The sequence below is a fragment of the Candidatus Brevundimonas phytovorans genome, assembly GCA_029203145.1.
Lineage (GTDB): Bacteria > Pseudomonadota > Alphaproteobacteria > Caulobacterales > Caulobacteraceae > Brevundimonas > Brevundimonas phytovorans.
The window spans coordinates 1213703-1235929 of record CP119309.1 but is presented as its reverse complement, the minus strand read 5'-3'; the positions used below and the strand labels follow the sequence as shown (position 1 = coordinate 1235929).

Here is a 22227-nt window from a genome sequence, read left to right as displayed (position 1 = left end):
GAGAGCGTGGACACCGCCCCCTCAACCGTCGTGCTTCGCACGCCACCTTCTCCCCCGAGGGGAGAAGGAATCATGCAGCGCCTCCGACCGACTTCAACCCGCCCATATAGGGCAGCAGCGCGCTCGGCACGGCGATCGAGCCGTCCTCCTGCTGATAGTTCTCCATCACCGCGACCAGGGTGCGGCCGACCGCCAGGCCCGAGCCGTTCAGGGTGTGCAGGAACTCGGTCTTCTTCTCGCCCGCGCGCTTGAACCGGGCGTCCATGCGGCGGCTCTGGAAGTCGCCGCAGTTCGAGACCGAGCTGATCTCGCGATAGGTGTTCTGCGACGGCAGCCAGACTTCGAGGTCATAGGTCTTCTGCGCCGAGAAGCCCATGTCGCCCTTGCACAGCAGCACCTTGCGATAGGGCAGCTCCAGCGCCTGCAACACCGCCTCGGCGCAACCGGTCATGCGTTCATGCTCGGCCTCGGAATCCTCGGGCCGGCAGATGGAAACCATCTCGACCTTGCTGAACTGGTGCTGGCGGATCAGGCCGCGCGTATCGCGCCCCGCCGACCCGGCTTCAGCCCGGAAGCAAGGCGTCAGCGCCGTCAGACGCATGGGCTCGGCCACCTCGTCCTCGCCCAGGATCTGCTCACGTACGAGGTTGGTCAGGGAGACTTCGGCGGTGGGGATGAGGTAGCGACGGTCTGAAAATTCGCCACCCTCAATCCGAGCTACGATAGCCGCAACTTCTCGCTCCGTGACTTCATCACGGATCTGTTCCACTGCGCCTTCATATGCGGCCTCAGCGTCTTCGGCATCCAAACTGTCCTTGAGGTCCGTCTCAATCAAGGCAAGCCTTGCAGCCGCAGCCTTACCGGTAACGTCACCACGATGCTCGCTGACACGGCGAACGGCATCCCAGTCGATAGCTTCCGCTTTGAAAAGGTCTTCCTCAAATTTCGGCAACTGCCCGGTCCCGAACATCGCGTCGTCCTTGACCAAGAACGGCGGGTTCACTTCCAGATAGCCATGCGTGTCGGTTTGCAAGTCCAGCATGAACTGACCGATGGCGCGCTCCAGACGCGCCAACTGGCCCTTCAGCACGGCGAAGCGCGAGCCGGACATCCTGGCGGCGGCCTCGAAGTCGAGCAGGCCCAGGGCCTCGCCCAGGTCGGCGTGATCCTTGGCCGGTCCGGTCGTGCGGGGCTTACCCCACTTCAGAACTTCGACGTTGTCATTCTCGTCGGCGCCGTCCGGCACATCAGCAGCGGCCAGGTTCTTCAGCCCCGCCAGCAGGTCGCGCAGTTCGGCGCCCTTTGCGGCTTCGGCCTCGCCCGCCTCGGCGATCTCGGCTTTCAGCGCCTCGACCTCGGCCTTCAGCCGGTCGGCCTCGGCCATGTCCTTCTTGCCCATGGCGGCGCCGATGGCCTTGGAGGCGGCGTTGCGCTTGGCCAGCGCCTCCTGCCCCTTGGTCTGGGCGGCGCGCAGGTCCACGTCCAGCGCCAGAATGCGAGCCACCACCTCAGCGGCGTCCTCCACCCCGCGCGACGACCAGCCGGCGACGAAGGCTTCGGGGTTGTCGCGGATGGCTCTGATGTCGTGCATGGCGTCAATCTTCGGACGTTCGAGAAGAAGCCGAAGGCTGTAACGCCCCGCGCGGAGTCGGGCAAACCCCTAAGCGCTCTCACCTTCGTCATCCTCCGACGCAGCGAAGCGGAGATCGGGGGACCCAGCGGCGCCGAAGGCGATCTTCACGGTCAATGCGGCGGATGGTTCTTTCGCCCTCCGGGCGCCGCTGGGTTCCCCGGTTCCGCGCAAGCGCGGCCCGGCGAATGACGAAAGTAGAAGGCGTTACGACGCCCGCTTCGCCGTCACCCTGATCTCAACCCCGATCGCCTTGGACACCCAGTCCCCGCTGGCGTCCGACATCATGCCGAGGTCCAGCAATGTGCGGTCCAGCTCCAGCTTGCCGGCCACCGTCGCCACGCCGTTCGCCTCGTCAAAGGTGAAGGGCAGGACCACCGGCACGGTCACAGTCTTGATCCGCAGCGTCCCTGTCGCCTCATAACGGTCGCCGCCCAGGGCCTTGAACGTCGTCGCCTCGAACCGCGCGGTCGGATAGGCGCTCGGGTCGAACCATTCGGAGCCTGTCAGGCTGCCTTCCTGCGTCGCGTCGCCGGTCCTGGCCGTGCCGGTCTTGACCAGCACCACGGCCTTGGAGCCCGCCAGATCAGCCGGATCGAACCAGACCTGACCCTCCCACTGCTCGAACCGCCCCTTGAAGGCCTTGCCCGCGTGGGTGCCGGTGAATTCGATGGTCGAGGCCGCCTGATCGATGGTCCAGGCCGTCGCCGTCCCCGGCGTGACCGCCGCCTCGACCTGAGCGGGCGCAGCCGCAGCATGGGCCTCGGCCCCTGCCCCCTCAGCCAGAGGCGCAGGCTTGGCCGCGATGCCGCCCGCCACCGCCAGCGCGGCGATGAAGCCCAGCCCGGCCAGACGCTCGGTCCGGCGCAGCAGGGGCTTGGGCTCGGGCGCCGTCCGGCCCTCACCATGTTTCAGCGCCGGGATCATGTGGGCCAGAACCCCGTCGCGATTGATGAACTGGTGCTTCAACGCCGCCCCGACGTGCAGAACGATCAGCACGACCGCGCCCCAGGCCATCAGCCCGTGAGCTCCCATGGCTTGGAAAGCCACGGCACGGCGCAGACCCGCCGCCGCCTCGCCTATGAACGGCAGGTGCGGCACGGTGAACAGGCCGAACCAGCTGGTCGCCACCGCCAGCGGCATATCCGTCGCCACGGCCCAGCCCGCCGACACATAGAGCCAACCCGTCAGCGGCAGGGCCAGCATCAGGCCATAGAAGGCCGCATGGGTCGCCCGCGCCGCGAACGTCTCCCAGGTTTCCATCTCCGCCGGCATCCCCGGCGTCCGGTGCGTCAGTCGCCAGACCAGCCGCAAGGCCGTCAGCGCCAGGATCAAAAACCCGACCGACTTGTGAATCTGGAACACGCGATAGGCCAGCGCCTGACTGCCCGGCGCATTGATCGCCTCGCTCATCCACCAGCCCATCGGGATCATGGCGATGATGGCGATCGCGATGGCCCAATGCAGGGCGATGGCGACGGGAGTGTAGCGGCTGGGGGACGCGGTCATGAAAAAGCTCGCAGAATACTCAAAGAAAACGGGCGGGACCGTCTGGCCCCGCCCGCTCAATCATCCCGGCTTAGGCGGCCGGGGCAGCGGCGGCCGGAGCCACCTGCTGCAGGAACTCGCCGTCAAAGCGGATGGTGGTTTCGTCGCCCACTGGACCGACCGGCATGCCGAAGTCCGAGCGCTTGAACTTGCCTTCAGCCGCGAAGCCGATGGCCGGGACCTGCATGAAGGGGTGCTTCTCGATCTCGCCGCCGAACGTGGCGTCCAGCGTCACCGGCTTGGTCACGCCCAGGAAGGTCAGGTCGCCCGTCACCTTGGCCGTGCGCGGGCCGGTCAGTTCCACCTTGGTCGACTTGAAGGTGATCTGCGGGAAGGCGCCGGCGTTCAGGAAGTTCTTGTTCTTGGCGATATCCTCGCTCCAGCTCTTGAAGCCGGTGGCCGCGTGGGTGCCGGTGTAGTCGCCCGGATAGTTGGCGTCGACCGAGGTCGGGTCGATGCTGACCTCGACCGAGCTATTGGCCAGGTTGGCCGGGTCGAGCGTGATCTTGGCGTCGAACTTGTTGAAGCGCGCCGTGTAGTTGGAAATCGTGTTGTGGCCGATCGACCACTGCAGCGAGGCGTGGGTCGGGTCCATGACATAGACGCCGGCCGGGGCCTTCAGCTCGACCGGAGCGGTCGAGGCGGCGTCCGCGGCGGGCGCAGCGCCCTTGTCGGCGGCGGGGCTGCAGGCGGCCAGCAGGGCGGCGGCCGAAACGGCGAGGATGGCGGCTTTGATCTTCATGGGATGGACCTCGTTGATGGTTCGGGCTGGACACGAGGTCCAGAAACGGTTGCTCTGTCCGTCGGCGCGCCGCTCGGACTGCAACAGTATAAGTTGCGATTGCAGTCCTTCAAGCCCCATGCGTGCAAAAATGCGGATTGAGGTGCGCCTTGCGCGTCGCCCGCCTATCTTGCGACTCACATGCCCATTCGCCGCCTCCCCCCCGAAACCGTCAACCGCATCGCCGCCGGCGAGGTGGTCGAACGCCCCGCCAGCGCCATCAAGGAACTGGTCGAGAACGCGCTGGACGCGGGGGCCTCGCGCGTCGAGATCCAGGCGGACGGCGGCGGTCTGACCCGCATCCTGATCGCCGACGACGGCAAGGGCATCCCGAAAGACGAACTACCGCTGGCGGTCGAACGACACGCCACCTCCAAGCTGGAGCCCGACGACGCGGGCGACGTGGACCTGCTGCGCATCCACACCCTCGGCTTCCGCGGCGAGGCCCTGCCCTCCATCGGCTCGGTCGCCCGCCTGACCATCACCACCCGCGCCCGCGAAGAGGCCGACGCCTGGGCCGTGACCGTCGACGGCGGCGACCAGCGCCCGGTCGCCCCCGCCGGCTTCCCCGGCCCGCACGGCGCCCGCGTCGAGGTCCGCGACCTCTTCTACGCCACCCCCGCCCGCCTCAAGTTCATGAAGTCCGAGCGGTCCGAGGCCATGGCCATCTCGGAAGAGATCAAGCGTCAGGCCATGGCCCACGAAGCCGTCGCCTTCACCCTGTCGCTGGACGGCAAGGTGACGCTGCGCCTGCCCGCCGAGCATCCGGGTTTCGAGGGCCGCCTGAAGCGCCTCGGTGCCCTGCTGGGCCGCGACTTCGAGGCCAACGCCCTGCTGATCGATCAGGAGCGCGACGGCGTGCGCCTGTCCGGCTATGCGGGCCTGCCGACCTATTCGCGCGGCAATGCGGCGCATCAGTTCCTGTTCGTCAACGGCCGCCCGGTGCGCGACCGCCTGCTGCAAGGCGCCCTGCGCGGCGCCTATGCCGACTTCCTGGCCCGCGACCGCCATCCGGCGGCGGCCCTCTTCCTCGACATCGATCCGCTCTACGTCGATGTGAACGTCCACCCGGCGAAAGCCGAGGTCCGCTTCCGCGACCCCGCCCTGGTGCGCGGCCTGATCGTCGGCGCCCTGCGCCACGCCCTGCACGCGGCGGGCCACCGCGCCTCGACCACGGTCGCCGCCGACGCACTGTCGGGCTTCCGCCCGCACACCGGCGAGGCCCTCTACAGCCCCTCCTCCCCCTCGGCCCAGTCCTTTGGTCAGGCGGCGCCGGGCTGGAGCGGCTGGCAGGGCTGGTCGCAACCGGCCGCCGCCGCCCAGAACCTGCCCGGCCTCAACGAACGCTCCGCCCGCGTCGAGCACACCTGGAGCGGCGAAGCCGCCGCCCCCAGCTTCCGCACCCTGGGCGAAATCCAGGCCGATCACGCGGGCCAGATCGCGCCCGGCGCCCAGGCCCCCGCCGACCTGATCGACTACCCCCTCGGCGCCGCCCGCGCCCAGCTTCATGGCACCTATATCGTCGCCCAGACCCGCGACGGCCTGGTGGTGGTGGATCAGCACGCCGCCCACGAACGTCTCGTCTATGAGCGGATGAAGACCCAGATGGCCACCGGCGCCGTCACCCGCCAGGCCCTCCTGACACCCGAAGTGGTCGAACTGGACCCCGCCGAGGCCGAGCGCGTCGCCGCCAAGGCCGAGGAACTGGCCGAAATGGGCCTGATCGTCGAAGCCTTCGGGGTCGGCGCGGTCCTGGTCCGCGAAACGCCCGCGCTTCTCGGCGACACCGATGTTCAGGGCCTGATCCGCGACATCGCCGACGACCTGTCCGAACACGGCGCCGCCCTGTCGCTGAAGGAGCGCATGGCCGAGGTCTGCGGCACCATGGCCTGCCACGGCAGCGTCCGCGCCGGCCGCGTCCTCAGCGCCCCCGAAATGAACGCCCTGCTACGCCAGATGGAGGCCACGCCCCACTCCGGCCAGTGCAACCACGGCCGCCCGACCTATGTGGAATTGAAGCTCAACGACCTCGAAAAGCTGTTCGGGCGCAGATAGTTCAATGGGCTACAGCGTCCTCTTCGTCTGCCTCGGCAACATCTGTCGCTCGCCGCTGGCCGAGGCCGCCTTCCGCGCAGAGGCCCTCCGCCTGAAGCTGGACGTAGTGGTCGATTCCGCCGGCACCGGCGACTGGCACGTCGGCGCTCCACCCGACCCGCGCGCCCAGGCCGTGGCGCGTAAGAACGGCGTCGACATCTCCGCCCTGCGCGGGCGTCAGGTGAAGCCCGCAGACTTCCGACGCTTCACCCACATCATCGCGCTGGACGAGGACAACCTCGCCAACCTGCGCCGCCTCGCCCCCGCCGACGCCACGGCGAACCTCAGCCTGCTTCTGGATCACGTCGAGGGTCGTGAAGGCCACCCGGTCGCCGATCCCTATTTCGGCGACGACGACGGCTTTGATATCACCTGGGCCGATGTGACCGAGGGCGCGCGCGGTCTGGCGCTCAGCCTGCGTCAGCGCGCCTGAGGAACAACACCCGCGCCGCGCCATAGTCGCGGGCATCCAGCCGTTCATAGCCGGGCGTGTCGATGTCGGGCTCGTCAGAACCGCGCTCGAACACGACGATGGCGCCAGGCTTCAGCCAGTCGCCGGCCAGCAGTCCCGCCAGCGTCTGCTCGCCCAACCCCTTGGCGTAGGGCGGATCGAGGAAGGCGATGTCGAAGGCCTCCCCCACCGAACCCGGCCGCTCGCCCAGATCGGTAGCGCTGCGGCGATGCACCCGCGCCCGCCCGAACAGGCCATAGGCGTCCATGTTCTCGCGGATCACCCCGCGCGCGCTATCGTCGGTCTCGACAAAGACGGCGAAGGCCGCGCCGCGCGACAGGGCCTCGAACCCCAGGGCGCCCGAGCCGGCGTAGATGTCCATCACCCGCGCGTCGTGCAGGCTTTCGCCCCATGACGCGTGTTCCAGCACGTTGAAGATGGCCTGGCGCGCCCGATCCGAGGTCGGGCGCGTGTTCTGTCCTTCAGGCGCCAGGATGGCCCGGCCCTTCAGGCTGCCCGCAACAATCCGCACGGCTTAGCCGCGAGGACCGCCGCGGCCGCCCGAGGGCTTGCCGCCGAAGGGTTTGCCGCCGCCGGGACGCGAGCCGCCCGGCTTCGAGCCGAAACCGCCGGGCTTGCCGCCCGAACGCGGAGCGCCGTCACGGGGCTTGAAGTCACGCTGCGGACGGTCGCTGGAACCACCTTCGCGCGGCTTGAAGTCGCGTTGGGGACGATCACCGCCTGAACGGGGCGCGCCGTCGCGGGGCTGGAAGTCGCGCTTCGGACGATCGCCGAAACCGCCTTCACGCGGCTTGAAATCGCGTTGCGGACGATCACCGCCTGAACGGGGCGCGCCGTCGCGGGGCTGGAAGTCGCGCTTCGGACGGTCGCCGAAACCGCCTTCGCGCGGCTTGAAATCGCGTTGCGGACGATCGCCGCCCGAACGGGCGCCGTCGCGGGGCTGGAAATCACGCTTGGGACGATCACCGAAACCGCCCTTGGCGCCGTCACGCGGGGCGCGACGGTCATCAATGAGCTGAGGCTCCGACCGATTGAACGGCTTGCGCGGACGGTCCGACCATTCGCCGCCCTGGGCGGCTTCGGGCCGGGCGCGCGGCTTGAAGGTCTTGGTGTGCTCAAACCTGGGCGCGGCCTTGGCCCAGCCCTCCTTCTTGGCGGGGCGGTCGCGACGGTCGGCGGCGTTCTCAGTCGCCTCGGTGGCGGCGCGGACGCGGCTCGGCTTGCGCGAAGGGTCCGACATGGCCGAACCCGAACGGCCCGCCACGATGGGCGAAGACGTGCGGCGGCCCGGAATCGGTGCAGGCGTCGAAACCGTATTGCCGGTCGGCAGGTTCTCGGGGCGGATGTGCTCGGCCAGCATTTCGCGGATCACGCGCGGACCGACTTCCTCGACCGCCCCGACGGGCAGAGTGCCCAGCTGGAACGGACCATAGGCCAGACGGATCAGGCGGTTCACGGTCAGACCGATGGACTCCAGAACCTTGCGGACTTCGCGGTTCTTGCCTTCGGTGATCGACACGCTGATCCACAGGTTTGCCGAGCTGCGCTCGCCGTCCTCTTTTTCCTTAGCCTTGTCGATGGTCGCTTCCATCGGGCCGTAGTGAATGCCGTCAACGGTGCAGCCGGTCTTCAGCTTGTCCAGCTCGGCCTGGGTGATGCGACCGCGGGCGCGGGCTCGGTAATGGCGCACCAGGGCCGTGTCCGGCATTTCCAGCGCCCGGCTCAGTTCGCCGTCGTTGGTCAGCAGCAGCAGGCCTTCGGTGTTCATGTCCAGTCGGCCGACCGAGATCACGCGCGGCAGACCGCTGGGCAGGGCGTCGAACACGGTCGGGCGGCCCGCCGGGTCGTTGTGGCTGGTCAGCAGGCCGGCCGGCTTGTGATAGCGCCAGACGCGGGTCGCCTGGGCCGAGCCCATCGGCTTGCCATTGACGGTGATGACGTCGTCGCGCGTCACCAGGGTGGCCGGCGTGTCCAGAATGCGGCCGTTGACCGCCACCTTGCCCAGACCGATCAGGCGTTCGACCTCGCGGCGCGAGGCGATGCCGGCGCGGGCCATGGCTTTGGCGATTCGCTCGCTGCGAGCGGGCGTAGCCGATTCCTTGCCGACGGAGGCGCCTTTCGGGCCGCCCTTGCCGGCGCCCTTCACAAAAGGCTTGTCGTCGCGATCATCCTTGCGGTCGCCGCGTGGCGGGCCTTTGCGGTCTGCGAAGCCGCCCTTTTCGGGGCGCGCGCCGGCGAATTTACGGGGACCGCGTGGGCCGTCGTCTTGACGGAAGCGGGGGTTCTTGTCGTTGTCTTTGGGATGGCGATCCATGATGAGCGGTTCATGAGCATGGCGCTCGATCTGGCGCAAGCTGCGGCGCAAGCGGGCGAAGTGCCGGTCGGCGCAGTAATTGTCGATGAATCGACCGGCAAAGTGGTTGGTCGTGGGCAGAACGGCCCCATAACAGCCCATGATCCGACGGCTCATGCCGAGATCGTGGCCCTGCGTGATGCTGCGGCAACGTTGCAGAATTATCGCCTGACCGACCTGACACTTTATGTAACGCTGGAACCCTGCGCCATGTGCGCCGGCGCCATCAGCCACGCCCGCATCGGGCGGGTCGTCTGGGGGGCCGACGATCCCAAGGGCGGCGCCGTCGTCAACGGCGGTCGCTTCTTCGATCAGCCGACCTGCCACTGGCGCCCCGCCGTCGAGGGCGGCGTCATGGCCGAACCCGCCGCCGAGACCCTGCGCGCCTTCTTCCGCGCCCGACGCGGAACGCGCGCCGCCACGGTGCGTTGACGGCATAAGCTTGACCTTGGAGGCGCTTCGTTTGCCGCACCTGATCCCTCGCGCCGCCCCTGCCCTCGTCCTGACCGCCCTGCTTGCCGCCTGCGGCCCGGAACCGCGCGAAGCCCCCAACGACGGCGAGGCGGTCCGCGAACGGGCCATCGAGGCCCAGACCGCGCGCCGGCGCACCGGCGCCGAGGTTCAGGACCGCGCCCTCAACCGTGTCATCCGCACCGTCTATCTGTGCAACAACAGCGAGCGCCTGTCGGTCGACTTCGACAATCCGCGCCAGATGGCGACGGTGCGCAACTCGTCCGGCGAAGCCGTCGACCTGTTCCAGGAACGCGCCGCGGACGGCATCTGGTATCGCGCCAGCGGCTATGAACTGCGCGGCAAGGGCGTCCAGGCGACCTGGACGGCCGACAACCGTGATCCCACAGAATGCCGCGCTGTGGACTGACGAAGGCGCTGCGCCTTACGCCGCCGCCCCTTCCTCGATCAGGAAGGCGCGCGCCGCTTCCGCGTCCACATTCTTGTCGGTGAAGACCTCGCCTATGGCCCGCGCCAGGATCAGCGTCAGCCGCCCGCCCTCGGCCTTCTTGTCCCCGGCCATCCGCCCGATCAGGGCGTCAGCATTGAAAACCTGATCCACGTCGGCCAGCCGCGTCGGCAAATTGGCAGCCTTGATCCCCTCTTCGGCCTTTTCGGCGTCCGCCGCTGAACACAGTCCCTGACGGGCCGAGAAGCGGAAGGCCATGGCGCAACCCAACGCTACTGCCTCGCCGTGGGTCAGGGCGTCGCCAAAGCCCAACTCAGCCTCCAGCGCATGACCAAAGGTGTGTCCGAGATTCAGCAGGGCGCGCCGCCCCGCCTCCTTCTCGTCCTCGCCGACGATCTGGGACTTGATCTCGACCGAACGGATCACCGCCCGCTCCAGCGCATCCGGGTCCCCGTCGGCCCCGGAGGCCCCCTCGCCGCCCAGCCAGTCGAAGAAGGCCGCGTCGCAGATCAGCCCGTGCTTCAGCACCTCGGCCCAGCCCGACCGCACCTGTCGCAGCGGCAGGGTCGCCAGAGCCTCGATGTCGGCCAGCACCAGTCGCGGCTGATGGAAGGCGCCGATCAGGTTCTTGCCGCGCGGCGTGTCGATGGCCGTCTTGCCCCCCACCGAGGAATCCACCTGGGCCAGCAGGGTCGTCGGAACCTGCACAAAGTCGATGCCGCGCATGAACAGGGCCGCCGTCAGCCCTGCCAGATCGCCGACCACGCCGCCGCCCAGGGCTACGACCAGACTCTTGCGGTCCAGCCCCTCGGCCAGCAGGCGGTCCAGCACGGCTTCCAACTGTTCAAAGGATTTCGACGCCTCGCCCGCCGGAACGGTGACGATCCCGGTCGTCAGGCCTGCGCCCTCCAACGCCGCCCGCACCGTCTGGCCGTGGATAGCCGCCACCGTCTCATCACTGACGACGAAGGCCTTGGTCGGCTTCAAGGCGGCGACGCGCGCCCCCGCCTCTTTCAGCAGCCCCCGCCCGACCACGACCTCATAGGCGGCGAAGCCTTCGCCACCGACCCGGATCGTCGTCGTCATCGCTTGCTCTCCTCGCGGGCGTGGCGCCGCAGTTCTCGATAGATCGCCTCGACCGCCTGGCCGTGCGAACCCCCGCCGACGTCCACCGTCAGATCAGCCTCGGCATAGATGGGATAGCGGGCCTCGGCCAACTGGCTCAGGGCCTCCAGCGGGTCGCGTCCGCGCAGCAGGGGCCGGGTGTCGCGACGCTGCACCCGCTCGGCGATCACCTTCAGATCGGCGCGCATCCAGACGCTGACCGAATGCTGCTTCATCAGGGCGCGGGTCTCGGGGTTCAGCATGGCCCCGCCGCCGGTCGCCAGCACGATAGGCGGGCCTTCCAGCAGACGCCGCATGATTCGCGCCTCGCCCGCCCGGAACTCGGCCTCGCCCCGGCTGGCGAAGATTTCGCTGACGCTCATTCCGGCGGCGGCTTCAATTTCATGGTCGCCGTCGTGAAAGGGCAACCCCAGCCGTTGCGCCAGCCTGCGCCCCACCGTCGATTTGCCCACGCCCATCAGCCCCACCAGGGTTATGGTGCGGTCGAGCGCCAGGTTAGGCGACAAGGGCGAGGAATCGGGCGAGGCGTCGGCAGGCATGGTTCCCATATCCTCTACACGACACAGCCGTTCGCTCCACACCTCTGTTGAGGTCGCCGCATGACGCCCCAGGTCGAGGCCTTTCTGGAAATGATGGCGGTCGAGCGCGACGCCTCGCCCCACACCCTGTCCGCCTATGGTCGCGACCTGGCCGACGCCGAGGCCTGGCTGGGCGACGCGGGCGGCCTGATGGCCGCAAACGAAGCGGCGCTGGAGGCCTGGTTCGCCGATCTGTCCCGACGCGGCCTGTCCGCCGCCACCGCCGCGCGCCGCCGCTCCTCGGTGCGCCAGTTCTACCGCTTCGCCCTGGGCGAAGGCTGGCGGACCGACGACCCTTCCCGCCGCATCGACGCCCCGAAACAGGGCCGCAGCCTGCCCAAGACCCTCAGCCGCGACGAGATCGAGGCTCTGCTGATCGCTGCCGGCGCCGCCGACAGCGCAGCGGGCCTGCGCCTCGTGGCCTTGGTGGAAATGGCCTATGCCTCCGGCCTGCGCGTCTCCGAACTGCTGGGGCTCAAGGTTGAGGCCGTGCGCCGCGATCCCGCCTATCTGATCGTGCGCGGCAAGGGCGGCAAGGAGCGGCTGGCTCCGCTCAACGCCGCCGCGCGCCAGGCGATCAAGGCCTGGCTGGACGCCCGCGACGCCGCACGCAAGCCCAACTCGCCCGACAGCCCTTGGCTCTTTCCCTCGCACGGCAAGACCGGCCATCTGACCCCTCGCCGCTTCGCCCAGTTGCTGGATCAGGCGGCCCTTGCGGCCAACATCGACCCGGCCCGCGTCAGCCCTCACGTCCTGCGCCACGCCTTCGCCACCCACCTGCTGGAAGGCGGCGCCGACCTGCGCGTGGTCCAGACCCTGCTGGGCCACGCCGACATCTCGACGACCCAGATCTACACCCACGTCGCCACCGACCGGCTGGCCCAGGTCGTCCATTCCAGGCACCCCTTGGCGAAGGACGACTGAAAGCCCATAGTTCGCCCATGGCACGCACCTTCTACGTCAAGGCGATCTGGGACCCGGAAGCACAGGTCTGGTGCAGCGAATCCGACATTCCCGGCCTGGTGCTCGAAACCGCGACCTTGGCTGAGTTCGAAAGTCTGGCGCGGCAGTTCGCGTCCGAACTTCTGGCCGAAAATCTCGACATCCATGGTCCGGTGCCTATCCGCTTCGAGGCTTCGGGCGGCTTTGAAGTTCTGGCGGCTTGAAATGCTGACGATGAGCGTGCGTTGCCCGGTGCTTCGCGCAATTGCCCAATGAGCGGGTTCTGAAAGGACCGGCATCCCAAGGTCGCCCATACTGTCATCGTCCCGCGTTCCAAGAGCCGTCACACCGCCAACACCGTGCTCAAACAGGCCGGTCTGCCCAAGGCTTTCTGAACCCCGCTTGCCCCACGGCGTTCACCGCTCTAGTTTCCGCCGCTTTCCGTAGCGCCAACCGCGCTTCCTCCTCACGGACGCCTTATGGCCACGCACTACCTCGAATTCGAAAAGCCCATCGCTGAGCTGGAAGCCAAGATCGCGGAGTTGTCGCTGCTCGCGCCGACCAGCGGGTCGTTCGAGACCGAGATCGCCGCTCTTCGCAAGAAGGCGGACGCCCTGCGCGTCAAGACCTACGCCAACCTCGATCCCTGGATGCGCACCCAGGTCGCGCGCCACCCGCAGCGTCCGCATTTTGTCGATTACGTCGACAGCCTGTTCACTGATTTTGTGGAACTGCACGGCGATCGTCAGTTCGGCGACGATCAGGCCATCATCGGCGGTCTGGCCCGCTTCCGCGGCCAGGCGGTGGTGGTCATGGGCCACGAAAAGGGTCACGACACCCAGACCCGCATCACCCACAATTTCGGCATGGCGCGGCCCGAGGGCTATCGCAAGGCTGTGCGCCTGATGGACATGGCCGAACAGTTCGGCCTGCCGGTCCTGAGCTTTGTCGACACCGCCGGCGCCTATCCGGGTCTGGGCGCCGAGGAGCGCGGTCAGGCCGAGGCCATCGCCCGCTCGACCGAGCGCGGCCTGACCCTGGGCGTCCCCTCCATCGCCACCGTGACGGGCGAAGGCGGCTCGGGCGGGGCCATCGCCATCGCCGCCGCCAGCCGTGTGCTGATGCTGGAACACTCCATCTATTCGGTCATCTCGCCTGAGGGCGCGGCCGGCATCCTGTGGCGTGACGGCAAGCGCGCCAAGGACGCCGCCATGGCCATGAAGATCACCGCCCCTGACTTGATCGCCATGAAGATCGTCGATCGCGTCATCCCCGAACCCCTGGGCGGCGCCCACACCGCGCGCGAAACGGCCATTCAATCGGTCGGCGATGTCCTGGAAGACGAGCTGAAGACGCTGTCGACGCTGTCGGCGGATGAGATCCGCAAGGCCCGCGCGGATCGCTTCTACGCCATCGGTCGCGCCGGCTGATCCTTCGCATTGCATGACGGCCCTGGGCCGTCGAAGCTGACGCCATGCGATTCGTGCCTGTCATACCCACCCTGCCAGGGCCCCCGTCATGCGCAGCATGAACGGGGTCGGCGAATCCCTGCGCGAAAGCGCGGTGTTTAACTTTGCGGGCGCGGTGACCATGGTCATCGACGATTCCCCGTTCGCGCTGGAATTGACGACCCAGGCCATTCTCGGCTTTGGCATCAAGGTGCGTCACGCTTGCAGCAGCGCCGCCGAAGCCATCGCTGTCCTGCGTGACCACCCTGTCGATCTGATCCTGGTCGACTGCGAGATGCCGGGTATGAGCGGCTATGAGTTCGTGCGGTGGCTGCGCCGCTCGGGTCTGGAGCCCAACGCCTTCGCCCCCGTCATCATGACCGCCGCCCACGTCCGCCGCTCCAAGGTGTCCGAGGCCCGCGACTGCGGCGCCAACTTCCTGATCACCAAACCGTTCAGCGCCGGCGTCCTGCTGGAGCGCATCGTCTGGGTCGCCCGCGACGCCCGCCCCTTCCTCGAGGTCGGCGACTATTTCGGGCCTGACCGGCGCTTCCGCTCGGAACCCTGGAAGGGTCTCGAGCGTCGTTCAGAAGAAATCCGCAAGGCTGAATTCGAAGCCCAACGCAGAGCGTCGATCGAGCTATGACCGTCATCACGCACAACCGCCGCCGTTCTCGCCTCTCGACTCTGATCGACCAGCCAGGCGGCATCAGCGCCGGCGTCGCCCTGACCCAGGCCAAGGCCAATCTGGCGGAGATGGCGGAACGCAGCCGCGCGGTCATCGAGGAGCAGGTCGCCGCCCTCGCGGCCTTGCGGCCAGCGGCCGTCGCCCCGGAGGAGGCCGCACGCCTTCTGGATCAGGCCTACGACCATTCCAGCGCCCTGATCGACGCGGCGGGTCCGTTTGAACTCAAGGATCTGTGCGCGGCGGCCGCCAATCTGTGCGACCTGATCGACGCTGCGCCCGAGGACAAGCCTTTCGACTGGCGCATCGTCACTGTGCACGCCCAGGCCCTGCGTCTGCTGCTGACCCTGCCGGCCGAGGCCGCCGAGGCCCGCACCCAGGTCCTGGCCAGTCTCAAGGACGTGCTGAAGGCCAAGGTTCCGGGCGGGGCTCAGTCCGACGACTGAGCCTGACTCTTGGCGCCCCGCGTCTGCTTCCGCCACAGGCTGGCGTATTCCCCGCCCTGACGCGCCACCAGTTCATGATGGGCGCCGCGCTCTATGATGCGCCCGGACTTCAGCACCAGAATCTGCTCGGCGTCGGCCACGGTCGACAGGCGGTGCGCCACCACCAGGGTCGTGCGTCCCGCGCGCGCCTTGCGCAGGGTTTTCTGGATCGCGGCCTCGGTGCGGCTGTCCAGGGCGCTGGTCGCCTCGTCCAGGATCAGGATGCAAGGATCGGCCAGCAGGGCCCGTGCGATGCCGACGCGCTGACGCTCGCCGCCTGACAACTTCAGCCCTCGCTCGCCCACGCGCGTCTCCATCCCCTCCGGCAGGTCGCGGATGAAGTCCGCCAGTTCCGCCGCCTCGGCCGCCGCCCAGATGGCGGCCTCGTCTGCTTCCGGTCGGGCAAAGGCGATGTTGGCGCGGATGCTGTCGTTGAACAGGGCCACATCCTGCGGCACCAGGGCCACCGCCGCCCGCAACGAGGCCTGCGTCACTGACCGCGCATCGTGGCCGTCGATCAGCACCCGTCCCTCTTTCGGGTCCAGCAGGCGCAGGGCCAGCTTGACGATGGTGGACTTGCCCGCCCCGGACGTCCCGACCAGGGCTGTCGTCGTTCCTGCCGGGGTGACAAAGCTGACGTCGTCCAGACCCGCCGCGCGCGCGTCGTGGCGGAAGCCGACATGATCAAACACCAGTTCCGCGCCTTGCCCGCGCTCGGGTCGCGGCAGGTCGATGGCGTCAGGGGCGTCGGCCACCTGCGGCGCCTGACGCGTCACCTTCAGCATCTCCTCCATGTCGATGAAGGATTGACGAATTTCCCGATAGGCGAAGCCCAGAATGTTCAGCGGCGCATACAGCGAGATCATGATCAGCACCGCCGCCGTCACGTCGCCCGGCCCCATGCGCCCCGCCGCCGCCTCGAATCCGGCCATGACGGCCATGATCCCCAGGCCGATGTTCATGATCAGGCCCTGAATCAGGTTCAGCGCCGCCAGCGAGGTATTGGCCTTCAAGGCCGCATCGACATAGGTGGACAGCGACTGGTCATAGGCTTCGGCCGCGCGCGTCTCGGCGCCGAAAGCCTTGACCGTCTCGTAATTGAGCAGGGCGTCGACCGACAGGCCCGCCGCCTCGCTGTCGGCGGCGTTCATGGCGCGGCGATGCTCCAGCCGCCAGTTGGCCATGGCGAAGGTCGTCGCCGCATAGACGGCCACCACCCCGATCGCGACCGCGCCAAAGCGCCAGTCATACTTGCCGCTCAGCACCGCCGCCGCCAGCACCAGCTCGACCACGGTCGGGCCGAGGTTGAACACCAGAATCCGCAGCAGGAAGTCCACGGCGCGCGAACCGCGATCCATGGTCCGCGACAGGGCGCCCGACCGTTTGGTCTGGTGGAAGTCCAGCGACAGGCTGAGCGCGTGGGCGAAGGTCTCCGCCGCCGTCTTGCGCTGGGCCGCCGCCCGCACCGGGGCGAACAGAACGTCTGACAGTTGCGGCGTCGCCGCCGACAGGAAGCGCACCACGGCCCAGCCCACGGCGAAGGCCGCAAAGCCCCAGCCGACCGCCGCCGCTGCGCCCTGCCCCGCCGCCAGATGGTTGACCGCCGCGCCCAGAATCAGGGGCGCCAGCACGCCCAGCCCCTTGCCCGCCAGCGTCAGGCCTATAGCGCCCGCCACGCGCCAGGGCAGTTGCGGCGCGCCGGAACGACCGACCACGCGCAAAAGGTCCGTCAGCGCCTGCCAGGTCGGCGGCGCCTCCTGCTTCACTTCGCCTTGGCCGGCGGCCATGGCCTTGACCGTGGAATCTCCGCGTCGGCCGGATCTTTCACCGCGCATGGTCATGCTCCAGCATATGGGGGGCGCCGCGCCGGAGCGAAACCGACATTCAGTTCAGGCTCGATATCGCTTCAACCAGTTCATCCACCGCGTCCTCGGTCGTGGCCCAGGAACAGACGAAGCGGACCGAACCATCGTCGAACTGGTAGCAGGCCCAGCCCAGAGCGTTCAGACGCTGATGCGCCTCGTCCGGCATCCGCACGAAGACGGCGTTGGACTCGACCGGATGGGCCAGGACGAAATGGGACCGGGCCTCGATGCCGTCAGCCAGCCTCTGCGCCATCAGGTTGGCGTGGGCAGCGCCGGTTTCCCAGGCGCCCGCTTCCAACAGCCCCAGGATCGGCGCCGCCAGGAAGCGGGCTTTCGAGGCCGTCTGACCAGCCTGTTTCAGCCGGTTGTCGATCCGACGGGTCAGGGCCTTGTTGAAGATGACCAGAGCCTCGGCGCAGTTCGCGCCCGCCTTGGCTCCGCCGAACACCAGGATGTCCACGCCCAGACGCGGAATATCCTTCAGGTCGAACCCCGCGGCCGCGGCATTGGCCAGCCGCGCCCCGTCCATATGGACGCCCAGCCCCGCCTGCTTGGCCGGTTCGATCAGATGACGCAGTTCTTCCTCGGAATAGACGGCGCCGTATTCGGTGGCCTGGGTCAGGCTCAGGGCCGCCGCTGGCTGGCGATGGCCGACGACCGGCTCGTCCAGCGCAGCGCGCAGGGCCAGGCCGTCGATCTTGCCCGAATAGCCCGGCAGGCCGATCAGGCCGACGCCCTGGCCGAAGAAGCCCGGTGCGCCCGTCTCGTCGGTGCAGATATGGGCCGCATGGTGCGTCAATACCGCCTCATAGGGCTGGGCCAGCATGGAGACGGCGATGGCGTTGGCCGCCGTACCGCTGAAGACGAAGCGCACCTCGGCGTCGGCGTCCAGACGCTGACGGATCATATCGGCGGCCCGCGCCGTGGTCTCGTCGGCGCCATAGGCCCGCGCGAACCCGCTATTGGCCGCAGCCAGGGCGTCGAGCGCAGCAGGAGCCATTCCGGCCGTATTGTCTGATCCGAAATCGTAACGCACGCGTCAGTCTTCCTCTTGTGCCGGCGCCATGACGACGCGAGCGAATTGGGCGTCCCTGGCCGGGACCTCGACCTGATGCGGGAAGGGTATCTCGATTCCGGCGGCGTCCAGCGCCTCCTTGCCGCCTTGCATCAGATCGGCCTGGGTCTGCCACCAGTCGTTGACCTTGACCCAGGCGTGCAAGGTGATCTGCACCGAGCTGTCCAGCAGGCCGGTCACGCCGGTCCAGGGCGTCGGGTCCTTCAACACCTTGTCATGGCCTGCCGCGACGCCTGCCAGCAGGTCGCAGGCGTCCTTGAGGTTCTCGCCGTAGCCGACGGTGAACTTGATCTCGATCCGCCGCGTCCGCTGCCCCGTCAGGTTGATGATGACGTCGCTCAGGACCTTGGAGTTGGGAATGACGATCTTGTGGTTGTTGGCGTTGGTCAGTTGGGTGGTGAACAGGTCCAACTTCTGCACCGTGCCTGAGGCGCCGCCGACATCGATCACCTCGCCCACGCGATAGGGCCGCAGCATCAGCAGCATGACCCCCGCCGCCACGTTCGACAGCGTGCCCTGCAAGGCCAGGCCGACCGCCAGCGAGGCGGCGCCGAGCACCGCGATGATCGAGGTCGTCTGCACCCCCAGACGTTGCAGCACGGCGATCAGCCCGATGATGATGACGACCACCCGCACGACCTGAGCGGCGAAACTCAATACGGTCTGGTCGTGACGGAAGGCGCGCAGACGTCCCAGCACCCGCCGCGTCACGCCCGACGCCCAGCGCGCGATGAACAGGGTGGCGACAAAGATCAGCGCCGCAATGGTCAGGTTGATCGCCAGATCGCCCGCCATATCAGCCAGCTTGGCCAGAATGGCGGCGTCGAGCGTCAGGCGCTTCTCACCGACGACGACGGCCTGCGTCAGGGTTTCGTGCAAGGAAGACATGACCTTGGGTCTAGCGCCTGCCCCCGCGAATGGAAGCCCCGCGCCTCAGGCTTTTCCTCTAAAGCCCGCAATCCGCGATGAAACTGATGGACGGCGTGCAGCCCCGGACGCGGATCCGCCGAGGCTCAGGCGGCGACCGCCGACGTCTCGACCGTTTCCACCGATTGACGCAGCGCCGTCCGCCCGCCCGGCACCTGGGCCATCAGCCCCGCAAGGCTGCGGAAATCAATCGGCTTGTTGAGATAGGCGTCTGCGCCTGCCGCCAGCCCCGCCTCGTGATCCTCGATCCGCGCCGAGGCGGACAGGACGACGATGGGCGTATCGACGTTCACGCCGCCGCCCTCGCGGATCATATGCGTCGCCGTCAGCCCGTCCATGACCGGCATGTTCACGTCCATGATGATCAGGTCGAACCGCTGGTTCTTGGCCAGATCAACGGCCAGCTGGCCGTTCTCCGCCGTGCTGGTGCGGTGCCCCGCCGACCCCATCCAGGCCTCCAGGATCATGCGGTTGACCGGGTGATCCTCGACCACCAGCACATCCATGCGATCGCCGCCGTCGATATCGGCGTCGATGATCTCGACCGGCTCGGCGCGGCTCCACTCCACCACCTCGCCCTCGATCGACAGGGTGAAGGTCGAACCTTCGCCCAGACGCGAGCTCACGCTGATGTCGCCGCCCATGATGTGCGCCATGCGACGGGCGATGGTGAGGCCCAGGCCCGTTCCGCCAAATCGGCGCGTCGAGGAATTGTCGACCTGGGTGAAAGGCTGGAACAGACGATCCAGGTCCTCGCGCGAAATCCCCGAACCACTGTCCGTGACCGAAAACTCGAACCCGACCCGTCGATCCGAGATCCGGCGACCGCGCACGGTGTAGCGGATTTCGCCCTGATCCGTGAATTTGACGGCATTCGACAGCAGGTTCTGAACCACCTGGCAGACCCGCAGCGGATCGCCGCGCACAACCGCCGGAATCTCGCCCTCAAGCGTCGAGATCAGGCGCAAGCCCTTGGCCTCCGCCTGGGCCTCGAACGGACCCGTGATCCGGCGGTGCAGGTCGTCGACCTCCACGTCCACGATGTCGAAGCTCATCTTGCCGGCTTCGATCTTGGTCATGTCGAGGATGTCGTTCAGCAGGCTGAGCAGGTTGTCGCCAGAGTTGCGGATGATCGACAGATACTCGCGCTGCGTCCCTTCCAGCCGGGTGGCGCTCAGCAGTTGGGCTGCGCCCAGCACCCCATTCATCGGCGTGCGCAGTTCGTGCGAAATCACGCCCAGGAAGCTGGACTTGGCCTCATTGGCCGCATCCGCCTTGTCGCGCGCGGCTTCCAGTTCCTCGATCAGGTGGGCCTGATGCTCCTGGAAGGCGCGGATGCGGTCTTCGCGCAGGACCGTCATCGTCACCAGCACGAACAGGCTGGCGGCCGTGAAGGGCACCAGGGCGAGGAACGGCCAGAACAAGGGCCCGCCGGCCAGGCTGACGGCGATAATCGCCGCCGCCACACCATAGGGCGATGAAATCATGATCGCCTGACGCGGCGAACTGCGCAGCTGGGCGAAAACCAGCACATAGCCCGACACCAGCAGGGCAATGGCCAGCTCGTGGCCAAAGGCGGAAGGCGAGAACCAGGCCAGAAGCGGCGCCACGGCCCAAACGGCGGTGGTGACGGTCGCCACGGCGGGGAAGACCATGCCCCAGCCCGCGCCGACGCGCTGACTCACGCGCTTTTCGACCTCGCCGCGCAGGGCGCCGGCGGCCAGGGTGGCGACGAACCAGATCAGCCCCGGAACCAGTCCGACCGTGGCGACGACGCCGACAGCCCAACTGACGATGATCAGATAGCGCAGATAGTGGGTTTGCAGGATCGCGGTCAGCGCCTGTGCGGCCTCGCCGGGCGCCTGCCCGTCCAGCCCCTTGATCCCATCTCCCACCATTCGCACGCCCCCGCCATTGCAAATAAGTCCGGAGCGGACGCTAGGTTGAAGGTTCTAAGACGAGGTGAATAGGTTTTTTTACGTATCGAAACGGAACAAGATCAGGCGCCGGCGGCCTCGGACACGGTCATGGCCCGCACCGCCAGGGCGTGAACCGGCCCGGCCAGTTCCTCCTTGAGGGCAGCGTTGATCGCCCTCTGACGCGCCACGCGCGCCTGCCCTTCAAAGGCGTCCGACACGATCGTCAGCTGGAAATGGCTTTCGCCGCCGTCTCTGGCGTCCATGCCGCCCTCATGATGATGGCCGGCGTGCTTCCAGCTGTCGTCTTCCAGCTCAATCCGCTGAGGGGCGAAGGCCGCGGTCAGTTTTTCGCGGATAAGTGTCGCAATCGGGCCGTCTGACATGGGTCGTTCCTTGAAGCTGTCCAAATCGAGCTTACACTGACGGCGATGTCCGCGTCCTTTGAATACAAACCCCGCTTCACCGACATTCGCGTGAAGCCGCCCAAGCCCGATGAGGAAAAGGCCGAGGCCGACGTCCTGCATCGGAAGAAGGGTGAGAAGTCGTGCGAATGGCCGGACTGCACCCGCCCCGCGACCGCCAAGGCTCCGAAGTCGCGCGAGCAACTCGCCGATTTCTACGAGTTCTGTCAGAGCCACGCTGGCCAGTACAACAAGAACTGGAACTTCTACGCGGGCATGAGCGAAGGCCAGATCCGCGCCGCCCAGGAAAACGAGGCCATGACCGGCGGCCGCCCGACCTGGGAGATGAAGGCCGGCAAGAACACGCGGGAAGCGGCAGCGGCCGCCGCCAAGATGGGCGGGGCGACCACGGAGGGCGCCGGATCGTGGCGAGACAGCTACGGCCTGTTCGGTCGCCGCACTCAGGAACAGGCGGGCCCCGCCGCCGCCGAGGTGCATCGCATCGGCAAGATCGAAGCTGGGGCCCTAGCCGACCTGGGCCTCAAGCCCGGCGCGGACAAGGCGGCCATCAAGGCCCGCTATCATGAGATGCTGAAACGCTTCCACCCGGACACCAACGGCGGCGACCGTGGCGCCGAGGCCAAGCTTCAGGCCGTCATCAAGGCTTGGAAAGTCTTGAAAAAGGCCGGGCACGCCTGAGGCTTCTCAGCAGGCCGCCGGCCTGGGGCGGACCGTCAATACGCATGACGCTCTCGCCCGCGCCGTCCCAGATTTCGGCAAAGGCGCTGCCAGCCTCATCGAGCATGACGCGGCGCGTTTCGCTGACGGCTTCCGGCCAACTGTCCGCGTCCAGAGCGAACATCTGAGGCGTGCCTTCAGTCGCGTCATAAACATAGCAGAAGTACTGCGCGTTCGTATGCATGGCCTCTTCCCCGACGGAAGTTGTGAGCGAATTGTTAACACCACCTTGTGGTTCTCCC

23 protein-coding genes are annotated in these 22227 nt (G+C 67.8%); 10 read left to right on the top strand and 13 right to left on the bottom strand.

Annotated features, from left to right (window positions below):
- Nucleotides 1-70: 70 nt before the first annotated feature.
- The 3 genes from serS to P0Y52_05855 form a co-directional block, all read right to left on the bottom strand.
- The gene (serS, locus tag P0Y52_05865) at nucleotides 71-1591 is read right to left on the bottom strand and encodes a serine--tRNA ligase (GenBank protein WEK59069.1); all 1521 of its coding nucleotides are present in this window, start codon (nucleotides 1589-1591) and stop codon (nucleotides 71-73) included.
- A 246-nt stretch (nucleotides 1592-1837) separates the two neighbouring features.
- Nucleotides 1838-3139: a YceI family protein gene (locus P0Y52_05860; protein ID WEK59068.1), complete on the bottom strand. Its 1302-nt coding sequence runs from the start codon at nucleotides 3137-3139 to the stop codon at nucleotides 1838-1840.
- Nucleotides 3140-3209: 70 nt separating this feature from the next.
- A complete protein-coding gene (locus P0Y52_05855) occupies nucleotides 3210-3920 on the bottom strand; it encodes a YceI family protein (protein ID WEK59067.1) in 711 nt (236 codons plus the stop codon).
- Nucleotides 3921-4100: 180 nt separating this feature from the next.
- Between P0Y52_05855 and mutL the strand changes: the two genes are divergently transcribed.
- Together mutL and P0Y52_05845 are read left to right on the top strand one after the other, a co-directional pair.
- On the top strand, nucleotides 4101-6014 hold the full coding sequence (mutL, locus tag P0Y52_05850) for a DNA mismatch repair endonuclease MutL (GenBank protein ID WEK59066.1): 1914 nt from the start codon (nucleotides 4101-4103) through the stop codon (nucleotides 6012-6014).
- 4 nt (nucleotides 6015-6018) lie between these two features.
- Entirely contained in the window at nucleotides 6019-6486 is a 468-nt protein-coding gene (locus tag P0Y52_05845; protein WEK59065.1) for a low molecular weight phosphotyrosine protein phosphatase, read from the top strand.
- On the opposite strand, the gene rsmD is transcribed toward P0Y52_05845, so the two are convergent.
- On the bottom strand, nucleotides 6464-7036 hold the full coding sequence (gene rsmD, locus P0Y52_05840; protein WEK59064.1) for a 16S rRNA (guanine(966)-N(2))-methyltransferase RsmD: 573 nt from the start codon (nucleotides 7034-7036) through the stop codon (nucleotides 6464-6466). The two genes, P0Y52_05845 and rsmD, sit on opposite strands and share 23 nt — an antisense overlap.
- Before the next feature lie 3 nt (nucleotides 7037-7039).
- On the bottom strand, nucleotides 7040-8839 hold the full coding sequence (locus tag P0Y52_05835; GenBank protein ID WEK59063.1) for a pseudouridine synthase: 1800 nt from the start codon (nucleotides 8837-8839) through the stop codon (nucleotides 7040-7042).
- Here P0Y52_05835 and tadA point away from each other — a divergent pair.
- Together tadA and P0Y52_05825 are read left to right on the top strand one after the other, a co-directional pair.
- Complete coding sequence (tadA, locus tag P0Y52_05830) at nucleotides 8828-9310, top strand: tRNA adenosine(34) deaminase TadA (GenBank protein WEK59062.1); 483 nt, start codon at nucleotides 8828-8830, stop codon at nucleotides 9308-9310. The genes P0Y52_05835 and tadA overlap by 12 nt on opposite strands.
- A 31-nt stretch (nucleotides 9311-9341) precedes the next feature.
- A complete protein-coding gene (locus P0Y52_05825) occupies nucleotides 9342-9758 on the top strand; it encodes an MliC family protein (GenBank protein WEK59061.1) in 417 nt (138 codons plus the stop codon).
- 15 nt (nucleotides 9759-9773) lie between these two features.
- Here P0Y52_05825 and aroB read toward each other — a convergent pair whose 3' ends face one another.
- Nucleotides 9774-10883, bottom strand: a complete 1110-nt coding sequence (gene aroB, locus P0Y52_05820; GenBank protein ID WEK59060.1) for a 3-dehydroquinate synthase — start codon at nucleotides 10881-10883, stop codon at nucleotides 9774-9776.
- Nucleotides 10880-11461 (bottom strand): shikimate kinase, encoded by a 582-nt coding sequence (locus P0Y52_05815; protein ID WEK59059.1) that lies wholly within the window; start codon nucleotides 11459-11461, stop codon nucleotides 10880-10882. The genes aroB and P0Y52_05815 overlap by 4 nt, the downstream gene beginning before the upstream one ends.
- A 60-nt stretch (nucleotides 11462-11521) precedes the next feature.
- Here P0Y52_05815 and P0Y52_05810 point away from each other — a divergent pair, with 60 nt between their 5' ends.
- The 5 genes from P0Y52_05810 to P0Y52_05790 all read left to right on the top strand — a co-directional run bounded on the left by P0Y52_05810 (nucleotide 11522) and on the right by P0Y52_05790 (nucleotide 15021).
- Nucleotides 11522-12424 carry a tyrosine recombinase gene (locus tag P0Y52_05810; protein WEK59058.1) on the top strand — a complete coding sequence of 301 codons (903 nt, stop codon included), beginning with the start codon at nucleotides 11522-11524 and terminating at the stop codon, nucleotides 12422-12424.
- Between the two features lie 17 nt (nucleotides 12425-12441).
- Nucleotides 12442-12666, top strand: a complete 225-nt coding sequence (locus P0Y52_05805; protein WEK59057.1) for a DUF1902 domain-containing protein — start codon at nucleotides 12442-12444, stop codon at nucleotides 12664-12666.
- A gap of 255 nt (nucleotides 12667-12921) precedes the next feature.
- Nucleotides 12922-13872: an acetyl-CoA carboxylase carboxyltransferase subunit alpha gene (locus tag P0Y52_05800; protein ID WEK59056.1), complete on the top strand. Its 951-nt coding sequence runs from the start codon at nucleotides 12922-12924 to the stop codon at nucleotides 13870-13872.
- A gap of 88 nt (nucleotides 13873-13960) precedes the next feature.
- Nucleotides 13961-14536, top strand: a complete 576-nt coding sequence (locus tag P0Y52_05795) for a response regulator (protein WEK59055.1) — start codon at nucleotides 13961-13963, stop codon at nucleotides 14534-14536.
- Nucleotides 14533-15021, top strand: coding sequence for a chemotaxis protein CheE (locus P0Y52_05790; protein ID WEK59054.1), 489 nt, complete (start codon nucleotides 14533-14535; stop codon nucleotides 15019-15021). The genes P0Y52_05795 and P0Y52_05790 overlap by 4 nt, the downstream gene beginning before the upstream one ends.
- On the opposite strand, the gene P0Y52_05785 is transcribed toward P0Y52_05790, so the two are convergent.
- From P0Y52_05785 to P0Y52_05765, 5 genes are all read right to left on the bottom strand, one after another.
- Nucleotides 15006-16895: an ABC transporter ATP-binding protein/permease gene (locus P0Y52_05785; GenBank protein WEK59053.1), complete on the bottom strand. Its 1890-nt coding sequence runs from the start codon at nucleotides 16893-16895 to the stop codon at nucleotides 15006-15008. The two genes, P0Y52_05790 and P0Y52_05785, sit on opposite strands and share 16 nt — an antisense overlap.
- Before the next feature lie 49 nt (nucleotides 16896-16944).
- Nucleotides 16945-17961, bottom strand: a complete 1017-nt coding sequence (locus P0Y52_05780) for a beta-eliminating lyase-related protein (protein WEK59052.1) — start codon at nucleotides 17959-17961, stop codon at nucleotides 16945-16947.
- A 3-nt stretch (nucleotides 17962-17964) separates the two neighbouring features.
- Nucleotides 17965-18888 carry a mechanosensitive ion channel family protein gene (locus P0Y52_05775; GenBank protein ID WEK59051.1) on the bottom strand — a complete coding sequence of 308 codons (924 nt, stop codon included), beginning with the start codon at nucleotides 18886-18888 and terminating at the stop codon, nucleotides 17965-17967.
- Nucleotides 18889-19013: 125 nt separating this feature from the next.
- Nucleotides 19014-20825, bottom strand: a complete 1812-nt coding sequence (locus P0Y52_05770) for an ATP-binding protein (protein ID WEK59050.1) — start codon at nucleotides 20823-20825, stop codon at nucleotides 19014-19016.
- 101 nt (nucleotides 20826-20926) lie between these two features.
- Complete coding sequence (locus P0Y52_05765) at nucleotides 20927-21229, bottom strand: BolA family transcriptional regulator (protein ID WEK59049.1); 303 nt, start codon at nucleotides 21227-21229, stop codon at nucleotides 20927-20929.
- 45 nt (nucleotides 21230-21274) lie between these two features.
- Here P0Y52_05765 and P0Y52_05760 point away from each other — a divergent pair, with 45 nt between their 5' ends.
- Nucleotides 21275-21946, top strand: coding sequence for a J domain-containing protein (locus tag P0Y52_05760; GenBank protein WEK59048.1), 672 nt, complete (start codon nucleotides 21275-21277; stop codon nucleotides 21944-21946).
- Here the strand turns inward: P0Y52_05760 and P0Y52_05755 are convergent.
- Nucleotides 21906-22169: a hypothetical protein gene (locus P0Y52_05755; protein ID WEK59047.1), complete on the bottom strand. Its 264-nt coding sequence runs from the start codon at nucleotides 22167-22169 to the stop codon at nucleotides 21906-21908. The two genes, P0Y52_05760 and P0Y52_05755, sit on opposite strands and share 41 nt — an antisense overlap.
- Nucleotides 22170-22227 lie beyond the last annotated feature (58 nt).